The organism is Vulcanococcus sp. DEBay_Sum22DG08_74, assembly GCF_017852955.1.
Taxonomy (GTDB): Bacteria; Cyanobacteriota; Cyanobacteriia; order PCC-6307; family Cyanobiaceae; genus Vulcanococcus.
Genome location: NZ_JAFMKL010000014.1, coordinates 1 through 19,776 on the forward strand (window position 1 = coordinate 1; position 19,776 = coordinate 19,776).

The 19,776-nt window shown below is 66.0% G+C and carries 23 protein-coding genes and 2 tRNA genes; 12 read left to right on the forward strand and 13 right to left on the reverse strand.

The genetic code is table 11. The annotated features are described in order from the left end of the window. Together QZ184_RS03265 and QZ184_RS03270 are read right to left on the reverse strand one after the other, a co-directional pair. Positions 1 to 369: hydantoinase/oxoprolinase N-terminal domain-containing protein (locus QZ184_RS03265; RefSeq protein WP_296418139.1), on the reverse strand; the 369-nt coding region annotated here is incomplete at its 3' end. A 22-nt stretch (positions 370 to 391) separates the two neighbouring features. After that, on the reverse strand, positions 392 to 883 hold the full coding sequence (locus QZ184_RS03270; RefSeq protein WP_010315780.1) for a YajQ family cyclic di-GMP-binding protein: 492 nt from the start codon (positions 881 to 883) through the stop codon (positions 392 to 394). 64 nt (positions 884 to 947) lie between these two features. Here QZ184_RS03270 and QZ184_RS03275 point away from each other — a divergent pair, with 64 nt between their 5' ends. Beyond that, positions 948 to 1,364, forward strand: a complete 417-nt coding sequence (locus QZ184_RS03275) for an MAPEG family protein (protein ID WP_247477399.1) — start codon at positions 948 to 950, stop codon at positions 1,362 to 1,364. A gap of 9 nt (positions 1,365 to 1,373) precedes the next feature. Here QZ184_RS03275 and QZ184_RS03280 read toward each other — a convergent pair whose 3' ends face one another. The 3 genes from QZ184_RS03280 to ebsA are packed head-to-tail and all read right to left on the reverse strand — an operon-like array spanning position 1,374 to position 3,441. Next, complete coding sequence (locus tag QZ184_RS03280) at positions 1,374 to 1,886, reverse strand: hypothetical protein (protein ID WP_010315776.1); 513 nt, start codon at positions 1,884 to 1,886, stop codon at positions 1,374 to 1,376. Positions 1,887 to 1,923: 37 nt separating this feature from the next. Further along, entirely contained in the window at positions 1,924 to 3,030 is a 1,107-nt protein-coding gene (locus QZ184_RS03285) for a phosphotransacetylase family protein (RefSeq protein WP_247477398.1), read from the reverse strand. Positions 3,031 to 3,054: 24 nt separating this feature from the next. Beyond that, a complete protein-coding gene (gene ebsA / locus QZ184_RS03290; RefSeq protein ID WP_296415647.1) occupies positions 3,055 to 3,441 on the reverse strand; it encodes a type IV pilus biogenesis protein EbsA in 387 nt (128 codons plus the stop codon). A 26-nt stretch (positions 3,442 to 3,467) separates the two neighbouring features. Between ebsA and QZ184_RS03295 the strand changes: the two genes are divergently transcribed. Next, on the forward strand, positions 3,468 to 4,214 hold the full coding sequence (locus QZ184_RS03295; RefSeq protein ID WP_296418141.1) for an NAD-dependent epimerase/dehydratase family protein: 747 nt from the start codon (positions 3,468 to 3,470) through the stop codon (positions 4,212 to 4,214). Here QZ184_RS03295 and map read toward each other — a convergent pair. Then, a complete protein-coding gene (map, locus tag QZ184_RS03300) occupies positions 4,211 to 5,077 on the reverse strand; it encodes a type I methionyl aminopeptidase (protein ID WP_010315770.1) in 867 nt (288 codons plus the stop codon). The genes QZ184_RS03295 and map overlap by 4 nt on opposite strands. A 57-nt stretch (positions 5,078 to 5,134) precedes the next feature. Here map and QZ184_RS03305 point away from each other — a divergent pair, with 57 nt between their 5' ends. From QZ184_RS03305 to gltX, 6 genes are all read left to right on the forward strand, one after another. Beyond that, entirely contained in the window at positions 5,135 to 5,440 is a 306-nt protein-coding gene (locus tag QZ184_RS03305) for a hypothetical protein (protein ID WP_010315768.1), read from the forward strand. A gap of 44 nt (positions 5,441 to 5,484) precedes the next feature. Beyond that, on the forward strand, positions 5,485 to 5,988 hold the full coding sequence (gene rplS, locus QZ184_RS03310) for a 50S ribosomal protein L19 (protein ID WP_010315765.1): 504 nt from the start codon (positions 5,485 to 5,487) through the stop codon (positions 5,986 to 5,988). Between the two features lie 95 nt (positions 5,989 to 6,083). After that, positions 6,084 to 6,156: transfer RNA gene (locus QZ184_RS03315), tRNA-Trp, on the forward strand. Positions 6,157 to 6,193: 37 nt separating this feature from the next. Further along, entirely contained in the window at positions 6,194 to 6,382 is a 189-nt protein-coding gene (locus tag QZ184_RS03320) for a hyperconserved protein Hcp (protein WP_006043540.1), read from the forward strand. Positions 6,383 to 6,589: 207 nt separating this feature from the next. Beyond that, a tRNA-Asp gene (locus tag QZ184_RS03325) sits at positions 6,590 to 6,663 on the forward strand. Between the two features lie 23 nt (positions 6,664 to 6,686). Continuing rightward, complete coding sequence (gene gltX, locus QZ184_RS03330) at positions 6,687 to 8,123, forward strand: glutamate--tRNA ligase (protein ID WP_247477395.1); 1,437 nt, start codon at positions 6,687 to 6,689, stop codon at positions 8,121 to 8,123. Here gltX and QZ184_RS03335 read toward each other — a convergent pair. From QZ184_RS03335 to QZ184_RS03345, 3 genes are read right to left on the reverse strand one after another with little or no spacing between them, the layout of a single operon-like run. Beyond that, positions 8,028 to 9,305 carry a cation:proton antiporter gene (locus tag QZ184_RS03335; RefSeq protein ID WP_296418143.1) on the reverse strand — a complete coding sequence of 426 codons (1,278 nt, stop codon included), beginning with the start codon at positions 9,303 to 9,305 and terminating at the stop codon, positions 8,028 to 8,030. The two genes, gltX and QZ184_RS03335, sit on opposite strands and share 96 nt — an antisense overlap. Then, complete coding sequence (locus tag QZ184_RS03340; RefSeq protein ID WP_010315758.1) at positions 9,295 to 9,546, reverse strand: hypothetical protein; 252 nt, start codon at positions 9,544 to 9,546, stop codon at positions 9,295 to 9,297. Before QZ184_RS03340 ends, QZ184_RS03335 begins: the two co-directional genes overlap by 11 nt. A gap of 8 nt (positions 9,547 to 9,554) precedes the next feature. Then, on the reverse strand, positions 9,555 to 10,157 hold the full coding sequence (locus QZ184_RS03345) for a DUF1643 domain-containing protein (protein ID WP_296415650.1): 603 nt from the start codon (positions 10,155 to 10,157) through the stop codon (positions 9,555 to 9,557). Between QZ184_RS03345 and polA the strand changes: the two genes are divergently transcribed. Together polA and cysS are read left to right on the forward strand one after the other, a co-directional pair. After that, a complete protein-coding gene (gene polA, locus QZ184_RS03350; protein WP_296418146.1) occupies positions 10,107 to 13,064 on the forward strand; it encodes a DNA polymerase I in 2,958 nt (985 codons plus the stop codon). The two genes, QZ184_RS03345 and polA, sit on opposite strands and share 51 nt — an antisense overlap. Beyond that, positions 13,061 to 14,503, forward strand: coding sequence for a cysteine--tRNA ligase (gene cysS, locus QZ184_RS03355; RefSeq protein ID WP_296418148.1), 1,443 nt, complete (start codon positions 13,061 to 13,063; stop codon positions 14,501 to 14,503). The genes polA and cysS overlap by 4 nt, the downstream gene beginning before the upstream one ends. Here cysS and QZ184_RS03360 read toward each other — a convergent pair. From QZ184_RS03360 to QZ184_RS03370, 3 genes are all read right to left on the reverse strand, one after another. Continuing rightward, complete coding sequence (locus QZ184_RS03360) at positions 14,500 to 14,715, reverse strand: hypothetical protein (protein WP_010315743.1); 216 nt, start codon at positions 14,713 to 14,715, stop codon at positions 14,500 to 14,502. The two genes, cysS and QZ184_RS03360, sit on opposite strands and share 4 nt — an antisense overlap. A 23-nt stretch (positions 14,716 to 14,738) precedes the next feature. Then, complete coding sequence (locus QZ184_RS03365) at positions 14,739 to 16,097, reverse strand: sodium-dependent transporter (protein WP_247477361.1); 1,359 nt, start codon at positions 16,095 to 16,097, stop codon at positions 14,739 to 14,741. A gap of 66 nt (positions 16,098 to 16,163) precedes the next feature. Further along, positions 16,164 to 17,102 (reverse strand): DUF368 domain-containing protein, encoded by a 939-nt coding sequence (locus QZ184_RS03370; RefSeq protein ID WP_247477359.1) that lies wholly within the window; start codon positions 17,100 to 17,102, stop codon positions 16,164 to 16,166. A gap of 75 nt (positions 17,103 to 17,177) precedes the next feature. Between QZ184_RS03370 and QZ184_RS03375 the strand changes: the two genes are divergently transcribed. Together QZ184_RS03375 and QZ184_RS03380 are read left to right on the forward strand one after the other, a co-directional pair. Next, positions 17,178 to 18,401 (forward strand): 1-deoxy-D-xylulose-5-phosphate reductoisomerase, encoded by a 1,224-nt coding sequence (locus QZ184_RS03375; protein WP_247477357.1) that lies wholly within the window; start codon positions 17,178 to 17,180, stop codon positions 18,399 to 18,401. Further along, entirely contained in the window at positions 18,398 to 18,751 is a 354-nt protein-coding gene (locus tag QZ184_RS03380; protein WP_296418151.1) for a (2Fe-2S) ferredoxin domain-containing protein, read from the forward strand. The genes QZ184_RS03375 and QZ184_RS03380 overlap by 4 nt, the downstream gene beginning before the upstream one ends. Here the strand turns inward: QZ184_RS03380 and QZ184_RS03385 are convergent. Beyond that, positions 18,733 to 19,743: an alpha/beta fold hydrolase gene (locus tag QZ184_RS03385; protein WP_247477352.1), complete on the reverse strand. Its 1,011-nt coding sequence runs from the start codon at positions 19,741 to 19,743 to the stop codon at positions 18,733 to 18,735. The two genes, QZ184_RS03380 and QZ184_RS03385, sit on opposite strands and share 19 nt — an antisense overlap. Positions 19,744 to 19,776: the final 33 nt, after the last annotated feature.

Below are 19,776 nucleotides of genomic sequence, written 5' to 3' on the forward strand. Positions count from 1 at the left end.
CTGCAACGGCTTCGGACGGCGAATGGCCAAGGCGAAGAGATCAGGCCGGTGCTGATCTCCAATCGTCAGCAGATCAGCGAAGCCCCGGTTGATCAGCAACAGGGTGCGCGCACCGCCGCGCTCCAAAAAGGCATTCGTGGCCACCGTGGTCCCCAGCCGCACCTCGGCCACGAGCCCCGGAGGAATGACTGGCTGCTCCGTCCCCAGTCCCAGGCACTGACGAATGACCCGAACCGCCGGATCCCCCGGATGGTCGGGTTGCTCCGAGAGCACCTTGAAGACCTCCAGCTCCCCATCCGGCCTGCAGGCCACCACATCGGTGAAGGTGCCGCCCCGATCGATCCAAAAACGCCAGCCTGAGCGGGTCATGGGCTGACAGAAACGCTGCGATCTAGCGGTAGTTCTGGAACTGCAGGGGCACTTCGACGTCCTGGTCCTTCAGCAGCTGAATCACCGCCTGAAGGTCATCTTTGCTTTTGCCGGTCACCCGCAGGGCATCACCCTGAATGGCGACAGTGACTTTCTTGAGCTCGTCGCGAATGGTTTTGCTGAGCTTTTTCGCCAGCTCCTGACTGAGCCCTTTGCGCAATTTGACCACCTGCTTGACCTTGTTGCCGCCGACGGGCTCAGGGGTTTGGAAGTCGAAGATCTTGAGCGAGAGGTTGCGCTTGGTCGCCTTCTGACGCAGCACATCCTCAACCGCCTGCAGCGTCATATCGCTTGCGGTCGTGATCGTCAGGCTGGTCTCCTCCAGGTCCACTTCGGTGCCCGAATCCTTGAGGTCGTAGCGGGTCGAGACGTCGCGGCGCACCTGGTCCAGGGTGTTCACCAATTCCTGCCAATCGAAATCGGAGACGACGTCGAAGGAGTAGCTGGAGGCCATGCGGTCGCGCGGGGTGAACCGGGCTCAGCCTAGAAAAGGAGGCAACCCAAGCCCGTTGGCCCCGATGCATCCCGCCTTTGCCTGGTCGCTCTTCCTCAGCGCCGGTGTTGTGGTCTCCAGCCTGGTGCCCCTCGGCGCGGCCCGCTCCAAGGCCGACTTCCAACTGAGCGACCTGGCCGCCCCCCGGGCCATGGCCGAGCGGCTGCCGGACTGGGGCAAGCGGGCCAACTGGGCGCACCTCAACAGCTTTGAGGCCTTCACCCTCTACGCCCCGGCCGCGCTGATTTGTCTGATGGCCGGCGTCAGCTCGCCGGTGGCCATCGCCGCCGCTTGGATCTATCCGGCCCTGCGGCTGGGCTACATCGCCGCCTACGTCGCCAACCTTCCGCCCGTTCGCTCCCTCTGCTGGGCCGGTGCCATGACCTGCGCCGGTCTTCTCTATTGGGAGGGACTGCAGGCCGTCATTGCCGCGGCCAACTGAGCAAAAGGGTCAGTCGAAGAACATCAGGCTGACCACCTTGCCCATGTCTTCTGCGGTTCGGCAGCTCGCCAGCAGGGTCTCGCTGTCGTGGAAGGCAAAGCAAATCAGCTGATCGCAGCGGCGAATGATCTCCTGGTTGCAGAGGCTGCTGGCCATCGGCAACGGCAGTTCGTCGTTCTCCGGTTTCTCGACCAGGTGCAGAACCCGATCGAGCTGCTCGCGGGATTCCCGGGGTTGTCTATCCAGGCTTTGCGGCAGCAGCACCGTCAACCGTGACGGGTCGATCTCCAGGACACCGCGAATCACAGCGGCATTCACGCCCTGGGAGCCCGAAGTAATCAAGCTGTGCCCCTCCTGGGCCAGGGAGCGGGCCACCAACTCCACCAGGTGGACCGAAACCACCGGAACATGGCGGCTGCCGAGAATGGCAATGCGACGCTTACTCCGGTCCTGGAGCATCGCCAGCTCTTGAGCCAGGGTGTCAATCCGGTCGAGGGCCGGCAAATCAAGAGACCGGGTCAACGCATAACACCAGCTGACGTTTCGAAACTAGCAGTGATTACGCAGGGACTGGCAGCCGTAGGCGACTGAAAAGCCGCTCAAAATCGCAATGCTCTTCCACAAGGCGGAAGGCATAGGTGGCCTTCACCGATTCATGCAGCCGCACCTGACCGAAGGCGTTTTCGATCACCCCAACGGTCGTCAAGGTGTCGTGGTCGACCTTGAGCAAGGGAACCTCAAGTTCCTCAGCCCTGGAGATCAACTGGGGCAACGGTTCACCCGCACCCGTGAGGATCAAGCACTGGGTCGAGGCCTCCAGCGCAGCCAATTGGATATCGGTGCGGTCCGCACCCGTGACCACAGCCATGTTGCGGCGGCGACGGAAGAACTCCATGGCGGAGTTCACGTTCATCGCACCAATGGACAGGGTCTCGACCAGAAGATCGTGCCGCTCAGGGCAACACAGGGTCCGGGCATCGAGGCGGCGAGCCAATTCCTCGACGGTGACGCTGCGCAGCAGCGGCGAGCGGGGCATCACCCCCAGCACCGGCAGGCCAAGCCGCTCGAGGGCGGGGACCACATCAGCGCGCAGGGCCGTCACCTGGGCGGGGGGCACTCCATTGAGCACCACCCCAGCCAGCAGCTCACCCAATTGATCGCGCGCGGCGAGCAGGGGCTCAACGCTGCTGCTGTCGTCCCAGGCGTGGACGAGCAGCACTGGCGCCTGCAAGCCCTCGGCCACCTGGGCCAGGCTCAGTCCATAGAGACGGCCATCGTTGAGGCTGCCTGAGGCCTCCATCAAGGTCAGCCCCTCGCTGGAGGACTGCAGTTGCTGCTGCAGCCGCTGGAATCCAGCCCCTGGCTGGAGGTTGCCATCCAGCAGACGCGCCCGAGCTGCTTCGGCGTCCTTGAGATGAACCGAAGGGACCAGCTGGTCATCCTTGAGTCCCAGGATCTGGCCGACGAAGCGCACGTCATCGTCGATCAGCGGGTCGGACCCCTCAGCGCTATCGGCCAGGGGTTTGCCCAGCCGAACGCTCACTCCACGCTGCAGCAGCTGGCGGGCCAAGCCCAGCACCACCGCCGATTTGCCACTGAAGGGCGCACAGGAACCGATCAGCAGGGCGGGGGAACAAGCGTGATTCGCCGCGTTGCCCTGGCCCATGTCAACCCAGTTGTTCAATCGAATCTAAGGGGTGCCGGGGGGCGGATCGAGTCCAAGCAACAACCATTGCCAGAAGCTCTCCGGCAGATCCATCGAACCGTCCTGCTCCCTGCAATCCATCAGCCAGAGCACCAGCTGAGAGGTGGCCACCGAACAGGCGTAGCTCGCCCCAGGCAGTGCCGGTGACGGACGGGTCGGGTCCGCCTCCACCACCAACTCCAACTGCGCCGGCTCCGAAGGGGCCACCCCCGCCCGCCAACGCAGCTCAAAGGGCCGCTGCCCAGCGGGCTTGAGCTGACGCACCCCAGAGCAGGAGCCACGGGCCAAGGTCTCCAGGGCGCGCTCCAATTCCGCCGGGCGCGCGCTCCCCTGGCAATAGGGAGCGAACAAGGCCACCAGCCCCGCCGACATGCCAAGCACCGTCCTCTGCACCGAGGATGGCGCAAGCTGAGGCCATCGCCCACCGCTGCATGGGACTGCCGCGCTTTCAAGGACGCACCGTTGCCCTCACTGGAGCCAGCGGCAGCCTGGGCCAAGCCCTGTTGCAGCAGCTCGACGCGGAGGGAGCGCAGCTGATCGCCCTGACCAGCAGCGATCGACCGCTACGCATTGAGCGGGCCAATGGTGACCCCATCCCCCTCGAACAGGTGCGCTGGAGCGTGGGCCAGGAGCAGGCCCTGAGCGACGTGCTGGCGCGGGCCGACATCTTGGTGATCAACCATGGCGTGAACTGCCATGGCGAGCGCAGCCCCGAAGCGGTCGTGCGATCGCTCGAGGTCAATGCCCTCAGCAGCTGGAGGTTGCTCGAGCTCTACGCCCAGCAGGACGACGGCACGCGAAAACGGGAGGTCTGGATCAACACCTCCGAGGCCGAGATCCAAGCGGCGGTCAGCCCGCTCTATGAGATCAGCAAACGGCTGCAGGGCCAACTGCTGAGCCTGCGGAGCCTGGACCTGGCCACTGAGACCTTCCGAATCCGCCGGCTGGTCCTCGGCCCATTTCGCTCCGCCCTCAATCCCATCGGGCTGATGTCTGCGGCGTTTGTCGCCCGGGAAATCCTGCGGCAGACCCACTGGGGATTGGGGTTGGTGATCGTCACACCAAACCCCTTGACTTATCTATTGATGCCCCTTGCGACCCTCAGTCGCTGGGCCTACTTCCGGCTGGTCAGCAGCCGGCCCTAGAAGTCGCGGTCGGTCAGGATCTCGCAGCCGTCGCTGGTCACCGCGATGGTGTGCTCCCACTGGGCCGAGAGGCTGCCGTCAACGGTCACCACGGTCCAGCGGTCCTTCAGGGTGCGGCAAACCTTGCTGCCGGCGTTCAGGATCGGCTCCACCGCGAGGGTCATGCCCGGGCGCAGCTTCATGTTCGGCAGCTCCCGGGTGCGGTAGTTGAAAACCGAGGGCTCCTCATGCAGGTTGCGGCCCACGCCATGGCCGGTGTAGTCCTCCACAACCGCAAAACCGTTGGCCTCGACGTGGTCCTGAACCGCACCGGCCAGATCCAGCAGGGTGCTGCCCGCCTTGACCGTCGCCAGGCCCTTCATCAGTGATTCCTGGGCCACCCGCGCCAGGTCCTGGGCCTCCTGGGAAGCACCCTCACCGACCAACAGGCTGATGCAGCTATCGCCGTGGTAGCCGTCGAAGTAGGCGCCGGTGTCGACCTTGACCAGGTCACCGGCCTTAATCACCCGCTTGTTGCTGGGGATGCCGTGGACCACCTCGTTGTTGATCGAGGCGCAAATGCTGGCGGGAAAGCCGTGGTAGCCCTTGAAGCTGGGCGTCGCACCCATCTCGCGAATGCGCTTCTCCGCGTGGGCGTCCAAATCCCCTGTGGTCATGCCCGGTTGGGCCAACTCCATGATCTCCCGCAGGACCGTGGCCACGATCCGGCTGGCCTGGCGCATCGTCTCGATCTCACGCGCGCTCTTGACCTCGACACCGCGGCGACTTTTCTGAATCCGGGGGCCGGTCTGGGTCACCGCCGACTGGGGCACCTGACCTTGTTCTTTCTGGGTGGCGGCCAGCAAATCAGCAAAGAGGTTCATCGCGCCAGTGCAGGCCTGCTCTCTGCAAGTTAGAACCTGAGCCCTGAACTGTGCCGCATGCAAGCAACCCTGGCCTGGATGCGGCGCCTCCATGCCGCCATCGCTCCGCTGGTGGTGCTGCCGCTGCTGCTGACCGTCTGCAGCGGAATGGCCTATCGGCTTCTGAAGGATTGGGGAGGCTTCGGCCGGGACCAGGTGCACTGGCTGATGGTCCTGCACGAAGGGGAATGGCTGGGCACCACCGCGGAGCCGATTTACGTGCTGCTCAACGGGCTCGGTCTGCTATGGATGCTGGTCACAGGCACCACCCTGGCAATCCGCCGGCTGTGGCGTCTGCGCCCCCGGAATTCGGGGGCACCTTGAGCCAGTACACTGGTTGTTTGGCCAGGCGTTTTAACGGAGCTGGGATGGCAGCGGATTCCAAGGACATGACCGACGAGATCAAGAACGAAGAGACCCAGGAAGCCGCCGGCACCGAGGCTGCAACTGACTCCGCCGTAGCTGTGGCCGAAAAGCCTGCTGCTGCAAAAGCCACTGTGGGCAAGCTCAGCGCCCACGCCCTGATGCAGGCCTTTGAGGCCGAGCAGATCGCCAAGAACCCCAAGGAGCTCCCCGACATCTACGTCGGCGACACCGTCCGGATCGGCGTGCGCATCACCGAGGGCAACAAGGAGCGCATCCAGCCCTTCGAAGGCGTGATCATCGCCAAGCGCCACGGCGGCCTCAACGAGACCATCACCGTTCGCCGCATCTTCCAGGGCGTCGGCGTGGAGCGCGTCTTCATGATCCACAGCCCCCAAGTGGCTTCCATCAAGGTGGAGCGCCGCGGTAAGGTGCGTCGGGCGAAGCTCTTCTATCTGCGCGACCGGGTGGGCAAAGCCACTCGCGTCAAGCAGCGCTTCGATCGCTGAGGCTCACCGCCTCCAGCACATCGGCCACTTCTCCCAGGAGTGGCCACTGAAGACCTCTGCTCAGCAGAAGTCTTTGAAGAGGGGACATCGGCCCTGCGCCGTTAGTTCAGTTGGTAGAACGCAGGTCTCCAAAACCTGATGTCGGGGGTTCAAGTCCTCCACGGCGCGTTCGATGTCCCCTACCTGCAGTCTCTCGTTTCCGGACATGGAGTTGGATCTACAGCCCGGTGATGTGGTCAAGGTTCTGGAATCCGCCGCCCTCGGCTGGGTTCGTGCCCGGGTGATCCGCGTCAAATCCGGCGGTCGTGTCGTCGTCCAGAGCGACCAAGGCCGTGAGTTCACTGCCCGTGGCAATCAGGTCCGCCTGATCGAACCCGCCGGCTTCCGCCCCTGATCGTCTGAGCTCCGCTCATCACCATCTCAAGCCCGCCCTTGGCGGGTTTTTTTGTGCCCAAAACCAGGGCCAGTTCACAAGGTTTGCCGGCGCAGGCCCTGAGTGTGTTGACGGAGGGCAGGGCGACAACGGATACTTTTGAGGTCGCAAACGCGACACGGCTGGGGCCTTGAAATCCCAGACGGAGAGAGCTCTTAGAGCGCTCAAGGGACTGTAGTTCAACCGGTTAGAGCACCGCCCTGTCACGGCGGAAGTTGCGGGTTCGAATCCCGTCAGTCCCGTTTCCACCTTGAGGTCAACGCCAGTGACTGGAACTGGAGCGGCGGTCCGTGTGCGTCTCGCCCCCAGCCCGACTGGAACGCTTCATATCGGTACCGCTCGCACGGCGGTCTTCAACTGGCTCTTCGCCCGTCACCTCGGTGGGGAGTTCCTGCTGCGGATCGAAGACACCGACAAGGAGCGCAGCAAGCCGGAATACACCGCCAACATCCTTGAAGGGCTGAAGTGGCTGGGGATCAACTGGGACGCGGAGCCCGTGATCCAAAGCGAGCGAATCGAGGCCCATCGCGCCGCCATTCAGCAGCTACTGGACTCCGGCAAGGCCTATCGCTGCTATGCCAGCGAAGCAGAGCTCACTGAAATGCGGGAGCAGCAGGCGGCCGCCAACCGCGCCCCCCGCTACGACAACCGCCACCGCGACCTCAGCCCCGAGCAGGAGCAGGCCTACATCGCCGAGGGCCGCGAGGCCACCATCCGCTTTCGCATTGATGACGAGGCCGTCATCACCTGGAACGACCTGGTCCGCGGCGCCATGCGCTGGTCCGGTAGCGACCTGGGCGGCGACATGGTCATTGCCCGTCGCGCTCCGGCCGATCAAATCGGCGACCCCCTCTACAACCTGGTGGTGGTTGTGGATGACGCCGCCATGGCCATCAGCCATGTCATCCGCGGCGAAGACCACATCGCCAACACCGCCAAGCAGCTGCTGCTCTACGCAGCCCTCGGTGCACCCGTCCCCGAATTTGCCCACACCCCTCTGATCCTGAACAAGGAAGGGAAGAAGCTCTCCAAGCGCGACGGCGTCACCTCGGTCAATGACTTCCGCGAGCAGGGTTACACCGCTGAGGCCCTGGCGAACTACATGACCCTGCTGGGCTGGTCGCCGCCGGAGGGCATGGAAGAGCGGTTCAGCCTGAGCGACGCGGCCCAGGTCTTTGGCTTTGATCGGGTCAACAAAGCTGGAGCCCGCTTCGACTGGGACAAGCTCAACTGGCTCAATAGCCAGGTGCTCCACGAGCGCAGCCCCGAGCAACTTCTGGCTGAACTCGAGCCCCAATGGAAGGCCCTGGGCTGGAGCCACAGCGACGCCAGCTGGCTCCAGGAACTCTGCGCCCTGCTCGGTCCCTCGTTGGTCACCCTCAAGGACGGCATCGAGCAGGCCCGTCCCTTCTTTGAGCGCCCCGAACTCAGCGAGGCCGCCCTCAAGCAACTCGAGCTTGACGGTGCCCGACCGGCCCTGAAGGCCCTGCTCGAGCATCTGCCCGAGGGCGCTTTGACAGCCGAGACCGCCCAAGAACTGCTGGGCAAGGCCGTGGCCGATGCCGGCGTCAAGAAAGGCGTCCTGATGAAGACCCTGCGGGCCGCCCTACTCGGCAGCCTTCAAGGTCCCGACCTGCTCACCACCTGGTTGCTGCTCCAGCCCAGTGGCGAGGCCAGGGCTCGCATCGAGCGCAGCCTCTAGGTCGCTCTCCACAAGCCCCAAGCGCCGTGCCAGTAGGGGAGCGGACAGCCCCTGCACCGCCACGGTGATCAAGATCGTCAGGAACACCAGGCCCTTCAGCGCACCGCCGCCACTCACCCCGGCGGCGCTCAATTTCAGGGCAAACAAGCTGGCCACGGCCGCCGTCACGATTCCCCGCGGCGCCACCCAGCTGAGCATCAACTTGTCGCCCCAACTCAATCCCGGCAGGCCCAGCGAACCGGCCTGAACCACCAGCCAGCGATACAGCATCAGGGCGGCCACACAGCTGACACCACCCCAGCCCAAGGGCGAGAGCTCAGCCCAGGAGAGATCCGCGGCCAAGAGGGGAAAGAGCACCGTGATCGCCAGCTGCGCCAGGTGGGCAATCAGGGCATCGAGGTTGCTCGCTTCGTCCTTGAGCCGCAGGCCGACCACGATCCCCGCCGACACCGCCGCCGGGAGCCCCGCCTCCGGCAAGAGCACCTGGGTGCCACTCACCAACAGGAACAGCACCCCCAAGCTCAGTTGCAACCGGAGTCCCTCGGCCTCACTCGGCAGACGCTGCAGCACCAGGACCAGCAGCCAGCCGCAACAACCACCCATCAACACCCCACCGCCCAGGCGCAGCAGCAACAGCGGCAGGACCTGATCCCACTGGGACAAATCACCCAGGGCCAACTGCAGCAGCAGCAAGGCCAGCACGGCCCCCACCGGCTCCAGGATCAGGCCTTCAGCCTCGAGCACCGCCGAAAGGCGCGGCACCAGACGCATCTGCTGCACCAAGGGCGTGATCACCGTGGGCCCTGTCCCCAGGGCGATGGCCCCAAACACCCAGGCCAAGGGCCAGGACAACCCCGCCAGCTCATGGGCCAGCAGGGCTCCGCCCACCAGCCCGAGCAGACCACGGGTAAGCACCAACTGCAGCACCGTGCGCTGCAGGTCGCGGCCAGCCAGACGCAAATTCAGGCCACCGTCAAAGAGCACCAAGCTCACCAGCAACCCCACCAAGGACTCCAGCCCTCCCCCCAGGCGCTCGGGCTGCACCCAATCCAGTCCGGCATCACCGATCAGCAGCCCCGACGCCAGCAGCAGCACCACCGAAGGCCAGCCACTCAGGCGTGCGATCAGCTGGGCCAGGGCACCGGCAAAAAACGAAAAGCCCCAGATCAGCTCAGAAGTCATCGTCATCGAGGGCACCGAAGACCGGCTCCACTCGGATCCCCTTCACGGCGCTGGGGCGCACCACCAGGTACTCATCGGGCAACTCCGTGATCGGGACGTTGATGAAGGCATCGGCCGGGCCGGCGTTCAGGACCGTGCCGTACCACTGCTGGAACGCATCGAGGCTGGGGAAGTGCACCACCTGCTCATGCCCCCCGGAGAGCAGCAGATGGATCGCATAGCGGCTGGGGGTGCGGGTCATCGAGGCGCTCAACCAGGCCGAAGCTCTTCCCCAGAATGGGTCAAACGCAGCGGCTGCGCAGCCTTGGCGGCATAGAGCGGATGCCGGGGCTGGCCGCTGGCGGTCAGCCCGAGGGCCAGCAGCGGCACACCCTGCTGCCGCAAGAGGCGCAACACCGCTTGGTCGCGATCCCTCCAGCGGCCGCCGTTGCCCCAGCCCAGCCAGACCGCGGCCCCGGGCGCGTCCGCCAGGACGCCCAGACGCCGCTGCAACCACTGGTCGGTCTGCGGGCCGATCGGATCGGCGCTGCGCCGCAGCACCGCCGGACTGGCCGAGATGCGGGCGAACAGGTTCAGCACCTCCAGCGATCCATAGCCCCAGGCCTGGGCAAACGCGATCAAGCGCCGCAGGGTCGGATCATCACGCTCGGCCGTGGCGCGGGAGGGATTCAGCCCGACAAACAGCAACCGCGGGGCCTGCGGCTGCCACTGCCGCTCGAGCCACCAGCGATAACGGCCGCAGGAACTCAAAGCAGCCCGGCCCGTTCTGCCAGGCTGGGCCCACTTGATCTCCAGGGCGTTTTGACCGGCGGCACCACCCTCAAACCCCTGTTGCTGCTGGTGGATGGCCACTCCCTGGCCTTCCGCAGCTTCTACGCCTTCAGCAAAGGGGGCGAGGGGGGACTGAGCACCAAAGAGGGCATTCCCACCTCGGTCACCTATGGCTTTCTCAAGGCCCTGCTGGACAACTGCAAAGGCCTGGCCCCCCAGGGGGTGGTCATCGCCTTTGACACGGCTGAACCCACCTTCCGCCATGAAGCTGACGAGGCCTACAAAGCCCATCGTGACGTAGCGCCAGAACACTTCTTCCAGGATCTGGGCAACCTGCAGCAGATCCTCGAGCAGTCCCTCGACATTCCCCTCTGCATGGCTCCCGGCTACGAAGCCGACGATGTCCTGGGGACCCTGGCCAATCGAGCCGCCAACGATGGCTGGCGGGTGCGCATCCTCTCGGGTGACCGTGACCTCTTCCAGCTGGTGGACGACGAGCGCGACATCGCTGTCCTCTATATGGGGGGTGGGCCCTATGCCAAGAGCAGCGGACCGCTCGAGATTCGCCGCGATGGTGTCGTGGCCAAGTTGGGGGTCACGCCTGAAGAGGTCGTGGACCTCAAGGCGCTCACGGGCGACAGCAGCGACAACATTCCGGGCGTCAAAGGCGTCGGTCCCAAGACCGCCATCAACCTGCTGCAGGCCTACGGCGACCTCGATGGGATCTACGCGGCGCTGGAGCAACTCGAAGCCGCGGGCCCCAAGGCCAAAGATCCCAAGGGAGCCCTGAAGGGGGCGCTGCTGGGCAAGCTCAGCACGGACCGGGAGAACGCCTACCGCTCGCGGATGCTGGCGGAAATCCTGGTGGACATTCCGCTGCCGACGGACCCGCGTCTGCCCCTCGGTGCAGTCAAGAGCGACTCCCTCGCCGAAAGCCTGGAGGAACTGGAGCTCTTCAGCCTGCGGCGCCAGGTCAACAGCTTCGCCACGGTCTTCTCCAACGAACCACCGCCGGCCGTCGCCGCCGCCGAACCCCAAGCCAAAGCAGAAGCAAAAGCCGAAGCGCTCAGCGATCCGGCCGCCGATGACGGAGACGCCCGCGACGCTGCACCGCCGGCCCTTGCGCCCCAACTGATCACCAGTAGCGAGGCACTCGAGGCCTTGGTGCAGAGGCTCCTGGGCTGCTGCGACCGCCAGAGCCCGGTGGCGCTGGACACTGAAACCACCAGCCTCAACCCCTTCCAGGCCGAACTTGTGGGCCTCGGAGTCTGCTGGGGCGAGGGGCTCGATCAGCTGGCCTACATCCCCCTGGGACATCAGGCGGAACTAAGCGATCCAGCGCAACTCCCCCTCGACCAAGTACTGGGGGCCTTGGCTCCCTGGCTCAGCAGCGCCGCGCACCCCAAAACGCTGCAGAACGCCAAGTACGACCGGCTGATCCTGCTGCGCCATGGTCTGCCCCTGGCGGGCGTTGTCATGGACACCCTCCTGGCGGATTACCTGCGGGATGCCAACGCCAAACACGGCCTCGAGCTGCTGGCCCAGCGGAATTTCGGCTTCCTGCCCACCAGCTACAGCGAGCTGGTCCCCAAGGGCGCCAACTTCTCGGCCGTCCCCATGACCCAGGCCGCCCTCTACTGCGGCATGGATGTCCATGTCACCTACCGCCTGACCCCACTGCTGCGCGGCCAACTCGAGGCCCTGGGTGAACCCCTCACGGCGCTGCTCGATCAGGTGGAGCTGCCCCTGGAGCCGGTGCTGGCCCTAATGGAAGCCACCGGCATTCGCATCGACACCGACTACCTCGGCGAACTCAGCCGGGAACTCAAGGCCACCCTCGAGCGACTGGAGAGCGACGCCAAGGAGGCCGCCGGCACGGACTTCAACCTGGCCTCGCCGAAGCAGCTCGGTGAGCTGCTCTTTGACACCCTCGGGCTCGATCGCAAGAAGTCCCGCAAGACCAAGACCGGCTGGAGCACCGACGCGACGGTGCTCGAGAAGCTGGAGGACGCCCACCCGGTGGTGCCCCTGGTGCTGGAGCACCGCACCTTGAGCAAGCTCAAGAGCACCTATGTCGATGCCCTTCCCGCCCTGATGGAGGCGGAAACCGGACGGGTTCACACGGACTTCAACCAAGCCGTCACCGCCACCGGACGGCTCTCCAGCAGCAACCCCAACCTGCAGAACATCCCCGTACGCACGGAGTTCTCACGGCGGATTCGCAAGGCCTTCCTGCCGGAGGCCGGCTGGACCTTGATCAGCGCCGACTACTCCCAGATCGAGCTGCGGATCCTGGCCCACCTCTCCGGCGAGGAGGTGCTGGTGAAGGCCTATCAAAGCGGTGATGACGTCCACGCCCTCACCGCCCGGCTGCTGTTTGAAAAAGACGAGGTCAGCAGCGACGAGCGCCGCCTGGGCAAGACGATCAACTTCGGGGTGATCTACGGGATGGGCGTGCAGCGCTTCGCCCGGGAAACGGGGGTCAGCCAGGCCGAAGCCAAGGAGTTCCTCAGCAAATACAAGCAGCGCTACCCGAAGGTCTTCGCCTTCCTGGAGCTGCAGGAGCGGCTCGCCCTCAGCCGCGGCTACGTCGAAACGATCCTGGGGCGCCGGCGCCCCTTTGCCTTTGACCCCAGCGGCCTGGGACGTCACCTGGGCAAGGACCCCCTGGAGATCGAACTGGATGTCGCCCGCCGCGGCGGCATGGAAGCCCAGCAACTGCGCGCCGCCGCCAACGCCCCGATCCAGGGCTCCAGCGCCGACATCATCAAGCTGGCGATGGTGCAGCTGCAGCAACGGCTCACCGAGAGCGCCCTGCCCGCACGGCTACTGCTGCAGGTCCATGACGAACTGGTGCTCGAAGCCGCCCCCGAGGCCCTGGAGACGGTGCTCAACCTCACGCGTGAAACCATGGAGCGCGCGGTGACCCTGTCTGTGCCCCTGGTGGTGGAGACCGGCGTTGGCCCCAACTGGATGGAAGCGAAATGACCCTGCGGCTCACCAACACCCTCACCCGCCGCGTCGAGGAGTTCAAGCCGATCGAGCCGGGCAAGGTCAGCATCTATTGCTGTGGGGTCACGGTCTATGACCTCTGCCACCTGGGCCACGCCCGCAGCTACATCGCCTGGGACGTGCTGCGCCGCCACCTGCGCTGGAGCGGCTACGCCGTGACCTTCGTGCAGAACTACACCGACATCGACGACAAGATCCTCAACCGCGCCAGCGAAGAGGGCAGCTCGATGGAGGAGGTCAGCGAGCGCAACATCGACGCCTTCGTCGCCGACATGGGGCGTCTGAACATCCTGCCGGCGGATCGGATGCCGCGGGCCACCCGCAGCCTCGATGCCATCCGCGGCCTGATCAGCGAGCTGGAGTCCAAAGGGGCGGCCTACTCCGCCGATGGAGACGTCTACTTCGCCGTGATGAAGCACGCCGGCTACGGCAAGCTCAGCGGCCGCGATCTGGAGCAGCAGCAGGACAACGCCGCCGGTCGGGTGGCCAGTGCCGAGGAAGCCCGCAAACAGCACCCCTTTGACTTCGCCCTCTGGAAGGGAGCCAAACCCGGCGAACCCAGCTTCCCCTCCCCCTGGGGCCAGGGGCGCCCGGGCTGGCACATCGAGTGCTCAGCCATGGTGCGCGAGGAACTCGGCGACACCATCGATATCCACCTGGGCGGTGCCGATCTGGTCTTCCCGCACCACGAGAACGAGATCGCCCAATCGGAAGCCGCCACCGGCAAGGAGCTGGCCCACTTCTGGCTCCACAACGGCATGGTCAATGTCGGCGGCCAGAAGATGTCGAAATCCCTCGGCAACTTCACGACCATCCGCGCCCTGCTGGATTCCGGGGTCTCGCCAATGACCCTGCGCCTGTTCACCCTGCAGGCCCACTACCGCAAACCCCTCGACTTCACCGCGGAAGCCCTCGAGGCCGCCGCCACTGGCTGGAAAGGACTGAACGCCGCCCTTGGCCTCGCCGGCGACACCACCCCCGCCGCCTCAGAGTTGCCAACCGCCCTGGCGGATGCGCGCGCGCGCTTCGCCGCCGCCATGGACGACGACCTCAACACCTCCGCCGCCCTGGCGGTGTTGTTTGAGTTGGCCAAGCCCCTGCGGGGTCTGGCCAACCGGATCGAGCGCGGCGACGCCAGCGCCCAGGGCGAACTGGAGCAAGCCAGCCATCAACAGCAACTGGCCCTGCTGCTGGAGCTGGCCGAGGTCGTCGGGCTGAAGCACGAGGGAGCCGAGAGCAGCGCCAGCGGCGGCGGTCCGAGCGACGCTGAGATCGAAGCGCAGATTGAAGCCCGCAAGGCGGCCAAAGCCGCCAAGGACTTTGCCGCCGCCGACCGGATCCGTGATGAACTCAAGGCCCAGGGGATCGAACTGATCGACAAGCCCGGCGGCCTGACGGAGTGGCTCAGGGCCTAGGGCTTGGGAGCCTGCTGGTTTTTCATCATCTGCTCGATCTTGCGGATGCGCGTGGCCGTGGTGCTCCAGACCTCCTTCTGAAACCCGGGCTCACACTCCTCAACCAGGGTCTCGATCGGCTCGCCCCGCTCAAAGGCCTCCCAGAGCTGACGCTCCAGCTTCGCCCGCTCAATGAAGTTGAAGCGCTGGAGCCACTGGGGACCGATGGCCATGGGGAGACGAAAGCTCCGCTCAGTTAAGCGCCAGCGCCGCTCCAGCTCTTGGCCAGATCGATGATCGAGATCAGCAGGCCCAGGCTGATGGCCGGCACCGAAATCCAACGCAGGGACCAGCGCAGCAGCCGCACGAGCTCAGGCGAGGAACCCGACTCCAGCAGATCGCTGCGGAAACGATCGGGCACCTGCCAGCCCAGCAGCAGGGCCAGCAGCAGGCCACCGGCGATCAGGCAGACCCCGCCAAAGAGGGCATCCATCCGCTCCAGCACCCCAATGTCCAAAGCAGAAGGAAGGCCGATCACGGCAATCAGCAGCACCATCAGCCAGACGGCCCTGGAGCGGCTCCAGCCCAAGCGATCCATCAACGAGCTCACCGGCACCTCCAGCAGCGAGACCGATGAGGTGATCGCAGCCACGTAGGCCAACAGGAAAAAGACAGCAGCCACCACCCGGCCACCGCCCCCCAGGGAGGCCAGGCCCGTCGGCAGGCTGATGAAGAGGGTGCCCACGGTGCTGCCGCTGACCACATCCACCAGACCAAAGCTGGCCACCAGCGGGAAGGTGATGCAGCCGGCCATCAGGCCAACGGCGGTGTCCATCCCCACCACCGCCACCGCTTCACCGGGGAGAGCGCTCTTGCGATCGAGGTAGGTGGCGTAGGCCAAGATCGCGCCGATGCCGGTGCCGATCGAGAAAAAGGCCTGGGTGAAGGCGTTGCGGATCGTGCCCAGGTCCGTGAGCTTGCTGGGATCCCAGCGCAGCAAAAAACCGCTGTAGCCCGCATGGGCTCCGGGCAGAAAGGCCGCCCAGATCGCCAGGGCCAGCAGCAGGAGAAACAGCAGGGGCATGGCCCAGCGGGTGAGGCGCTCAATGCCGGCCTTGATGCCGGCGGCGACCACCACCCCGGTGAGGGCCAGGCTGATCAGGTGCCCCAGCACCGCATCACCGCCGCTGCTGATGCCGGCGAAGAAGCGCTCCGCCGCGGGAATGTCGGCTGGGAGCGGCGAACTCAAGGCATGGATCAAGCTGCGGCCCGTCCAGCCCATCAGGACGGCGTAGTAACTGAGGATCCCCATCGCGGCGGCCAGGAACAGCCAACCCAGCGGGGCCCAGCGGCGACCGCCGGCGGTGATCGGAGCTAGCAGGGGGGCGTGGCCCGTGCTGCGCCCCAGAACCATCTCGGCCACCAGCACCGGCAGACAGACCAGCGAGACGATCAGCAGGTAGAGGAGCACAAAGGCCGCCCCGCCCCCCTGGGAGGCCCGATAGGCGAAGCCCCAGAGATTGCCCAGACCGACGGCGCTGCCTGCGGCGGCCAACACGAAGCCCAGGGACGAGCCCCACTGCTCGGGGGGGTGACCACGATCGTGGGACGTCATCGGGGCAGCAAAAAGCAGCCCCCAGTTTCACCGGCGGGGCAAGGGAGCTGCATCAACGGATTGGACTCAGCCGCCCATCTCCGCAGCGCCCATCCGCTCTTGAATCCGCTCGAGGCCCAACACCAAGAGCACACCCAGGCCCATCAGCAGCAGGGCCAGGGCGAAGGCCGAGCCGCTGGGGGGCGCCGCCAGGGCATCCCGCAGGACGATCAACTTGCCCTTGGCGTTGGTGGTGCTCTCCAGCACGGTGCGGAAGGGCCAGATCTTCCAGAGGGAGCCGGCCATGAAACCCATCAACAGGGCCACGGTCTGGCCATGCCAGCGCTTCAGCAGCCAGCTCAGCAGACGCACAAACAGCAGCAGCCCCGTGGCACAGCCCAGGGCGAAGGGCACCAGGGTCGCCAGATCCAGGGCCTTCACCCCTTCCATCACGTACTGGTACTGGCCGAGCACCAGCAGCAGAAAGGAGCCGGAGACGCCCGGAAGAATCATCGCCATGATCGCCACGGCCCCGCTCCAGAAGATCGTGAAGGGGTCGTGGGGCATGGTCACTGGCGTACGGGTCACCAGCAGCAGCGCCGCCGCCACACCCACCACCATCGCCACCAGGCCGGCGGCGCCCCAATGGGCGTGGCGGGCGATCAAGACGATCGAGCCGACGATCAGACCAAAGAAAAAGGCAAAGAGCAGGGCCGGCTGGTTCACATAGAGCCAGGTGATCGGACGCACCAGCACCAGGACTGAACCGAACAGGCCAGCCAGCAGGGGCAGCAGGAAGCCCAGGTGCACCCGCTCGGCCGCCTCCGCCCAGGCGCCGCGTCGCAGGAGGCCGAGGAGCTCGAAGTCAAAGCCCGAGACAGCCTCCAGCAGGGTGCCGTAGATGCCGAGGATGAAGGCCATCGTGCCCCCCGAGACCCCGGGGACCACATCGGCGGCGCCCATGGCGAAGCCACATCCCAGGACGTAGGGCCAGCGCTGAGGCGCCGCCGGGTTCTGCTCGGCCATCGCGGATCAAAGGAGTGCCGGCAACGCTACGCGCCTGGAAATGGGAAACTGGCCGCTGATCCCTGGAGCTCCGCCGTGAAAGCCCTCTCCGTGCTCGGCTCCACAGGCTCAATCGGTACGCAAACCCTGGAGATCGTCGAGGAGTTCCCCGATCGCTTCCGCGTCGTCGCCCTGACGGCCGGGAACAACCTCGATCTGCTGATCCGCCAGATCCAGAAGCACGCCCCTGAGGTGGTGGCCCTGGCGGATGAAGCCAAACTCCCGGCCCTGCAGGAGCGGCTCCAGGCCCTCTCCGCCAGTGAGCGCCCCGCCAAGTTGCCGGAGCTGGTGGGCGGCACTGACGGGCTCTGCACCGCCGCGGCCTGGTCCAGCGCCGACCTGGTGGTCACCGGAATCGTGGGCTGCGCCGGCCTGCTGCCCACCCTGGCGGCGATCCGCGCCGGCAAGGACCTGGCCCTGGCCAACAAGGAGACCCTGATCGCCGCTGGTCCGGTGGTGCTGCCGGAGCTCGCCAAGAGCGGCTCGCGCCTGCTGCCCGCGGACTCCGAGCACTCCGCCATCTTCCAGTGCCTGCAGGGCACCCCCTGGGCTGACACCGCCCGGCTCTCCACCGGTGTGCCGACGCCGGGCCTGCGCCGGATTCAACTGACCGCCAGCGGCGGTGCCTTCCGTGACTGGGATGCGGCGGATCTGCACAAGGCCACCGTGGCCGATGCCACCAGCCACCCCAACTGGAGCATGGGTCGCAAGATCACCGTCGACTCCGCCTCCTTGATGAACAAGGGTCTGGAGGTGATCGAGGCCCACTACCTCTTCGGTCTGGACTACGACCACATCGAGATCGTGATCCACCCGCAGTCGATCATCCACTCGATGGTGGAGCTGGCGGATTCCTCCGTGCTGGGCCAGCTGGGTTGGCCCGACATGAAGCTGCCGATCCTCTACTGCCTGAGCTGGCCGGAGCGCCTGGAGACCCCCTGGCGCCGCCTGGATCTGACCGAGGTGGGGCAACTGACCTTCCGCAAGCCCGACCCCGCCAAGTACCCCTGCATGGAACTGGCCTATGCCGCCGGCCGCGCCGGGGGAACGATGCCCGCGGTGATGAATGCCGCCAACGAGCAGGCCGTGGCGCTCTTCCTCGAGGAGAAGATCCACTTCCTCGACATCCCGAAGCTGATCGACAGGGTTTGCGATCGCCACAAGGCTGACCTCATGGCCCATCCCTCCCTGGACGACGTGCTGGCGGTCGACAGCTGGTCCCGTCAGGCGGTGCGTGAAGCTGCAGCCGTCTCTGTTTGAGCCAGCCGTTGATTCAGCACCACCTGCTGCTCTGCGCCACCCCGGCCAAGGCGCTCTGCAGCCCCGATCCAACGGTCGGCCCTGAGAGCTGGACTGCCCTCAAGCGCCTGGTGCGGGAGTGGGGCCTGGAGGATCCAGCTCGCCCTGAAGGGATCGTGTTGCGCAGCAAGGCCGATTGCCTCCGCATCTGCGCCGAGGGGCCGGTGCTCTTGATCTGGCCCGAGGGAATCGTCTACGGCGGGGTCACCGCTGAGCGCGTTGAGCGAATCCTGAAGGAGCACGTCATCGGCGGCGCGCCCATCGAGGAGTGGATTGTCAAACGGATGCCCTTTCAGGCGAGCAAGGCCTGAAACCAGCGGGCGGTGAGCTGATCGGTCCAGCAACCGCCGCGGCCGTGGAAGCCGTTATGGCCGCCCTTGGCTGTCACGAGCAGCTGTAAGCGCTCATCCTGGAAGGCTTCCAGGCTTCTGGTGGGCTCCACGGGCACCCAGGGATCATCCTCGGCGTGAATCAGCAGGCAGGGGGGCAGCTCTCGCCGGATGCGGGGCTCCTGGAGACGCCAGAGGGGACTGGCCTGGCGGTAGTAGTCGTCCACCGAGCCATAGCTCCAACGGGGAGCCGTGATCGCCGCATCAAAAGCTCGGATGCTCTCGAGGGGCCCCTCCAGGGCCTGACGCTCGGCGTCCGTCACCCCAAACGGATCGGCCAGGGTCTGGGCCACCAGCCGCTTCAAGAGCCAATGCTGATAGAGGCGGTTGCGGGGCAACTCGATCTGGCGGGAGCAGCTCTCCAGATCCACCGGAGTGCTGATGGTGACCAGCCCATCCAGCAGTGGCGCCTGGGGATCGAGACCGGCTGTCCGGCGCTCCAGTGAGCTGGAGGTCAGGGCATTGAGCAGCTTGGTCCCGCCCAGGGAAATCCCCATCCCAAGCAGGGGGAGGCCAGCGGCCAAGCTGCGGGCCTGGCGCAGGACCGGCAGCAGATCGCGATTGCTGTTGGCCGCATAGGTGCCGCGGGCCAGGGCACGGCCGTCGCCTGCGCCGCGCATGTTCAGCCGGAGCACGGCAAAGCCGGCGCGCTGGAGGGTGTCACCCATCCGCCGCAGTCCGCCGCGCTGGCTCGATCCCCCCAGGCCATGCATCAACAGCACAAGGCCAAGGGGCTCCGGCCCGGAGAGGGGGGCATCCCACTTGGCGAGGAGCTGATCGCCATTGCCCACATCAAAGGGCAAGGGCTGCCCCTGATCGGGGGGAAGGGCATCCGAGCGGAAGGTGTCCCGCAGGGTCTGCAGATCGCCGTTCAGCCAGGGGAAGCGAGGCTCAAAGGGAGGCTCACCGTCCATGGAAAAGGGGCCCCGAGGGCCCCCAATGCTGCT

Coding starts and splice junctions, on each gene's coding strand:
- QZ184_RS03385 (WP_247477352.1), bottom strand. CDS start 19,743: ATGGACGGTGAGCCTCCCTTTGAGCCTCGCTTCCCCTGGCTGAACGGC.
- rplS (WP_010315765.1), top strand. CDS start 5,485: ATGGCAGCGGATTCCAAGGACATGACCGACGAGATCAAGAACGAAGAG.
- QZ184_RS03275 (WP_247477399.1), top strand. CDS start 948: ATGCATCCCGCCTTTGCCTGGTCGCTCTTCCTCAGCGCCGGTGTTGTG.
- QZ184_RS03360 (WP_010315743.1), bottom strand. CDS start 14,715: ATGGCCATCGGTCCCCAGTGGCTCCAGCGCTTCAACTTCATTGAGCGG.
- QZ184_RS03365 (WP_247477361.1), bottom strand. CDS start 16,097: ATGACGTCCCACGATCGTGGTCACCCCCCCGAGCAGTGGGGCTCGTCC.
- ebsA (WP_296415647.1), bottom strand. CDS start 3,441: ATGTCGGCGGGGCTGGTGGCCTTGTTCGCTCCCTATTGCCAGGGGAGC.
- map (WP_010315770.1), bottom strand. CDS start 5,077: ATGAACCTCTTTGCTGATTTGCTGGCCGCCACCCAGAAAGAACAAGGT.
- QZ184_RS03270 (WP_010315780.1), bottom strand. CDS start 883: ATGGCCTCCAGCTACTCCTTCGACGTCGTCTCCGATTTCGATTGGCAG.
- QZ184_RS03305 (WP_010315768.1), top strand. CDS start 5,135: ATGCAAGCAACCCTGGCCTGGATGCGGCGCCTCCATGCCGCCATCGCT.
- QZ184_RS03285 (WP_247477398.1), bottom strand. CDS start 3,030: ATGGGCCAGGGCAACGCGGCGAATCACGCTTGTTCCCCCGCCCTGCTG.
- QZ184_RS03295 (WP_296418141.1), top strand. CDS start 3,468: ATGGCGCAAGCTGAGGCCATCGCCCACCGCTGCATGGGACTGCCGCGC.
- QZ184_RS03335 (WP_296418143.1), bottom strand. CDS start 9,305: ATGACTTCTGAGCTGATCTGGGGCTTTTCGTTTTTTGCCGGTGCCCTG.
- QZ184_RS03320 (WP_006043540.1), top strand. CDS start 6,194: ATGGAGTTGGATCTACAGCCCGGTGATGTGGTCAAGGTTCTGGAATCC.
- QZ184_RS03370 (WP_247477359.1), bottom strand. CDS start 17,102: ATGGCCGAGCAGAACCCGGCGGCGCCTCAGCGCTGGCCCTACGTCCTG.
- cysS (WP_296418148.1), top strand. CDS start 13,061: ATGACCCTGCGGCTCACCAACACCCTCACCCGCCGCGTCGAGGAGTTC.
- QZ184_RS03340 (WP_010315758.1), bottom strand. CDS start 9,546: ATGACCCGCACCCCCAGCCGCTATGCGATCCATCTGCTGCTCTCCGGG.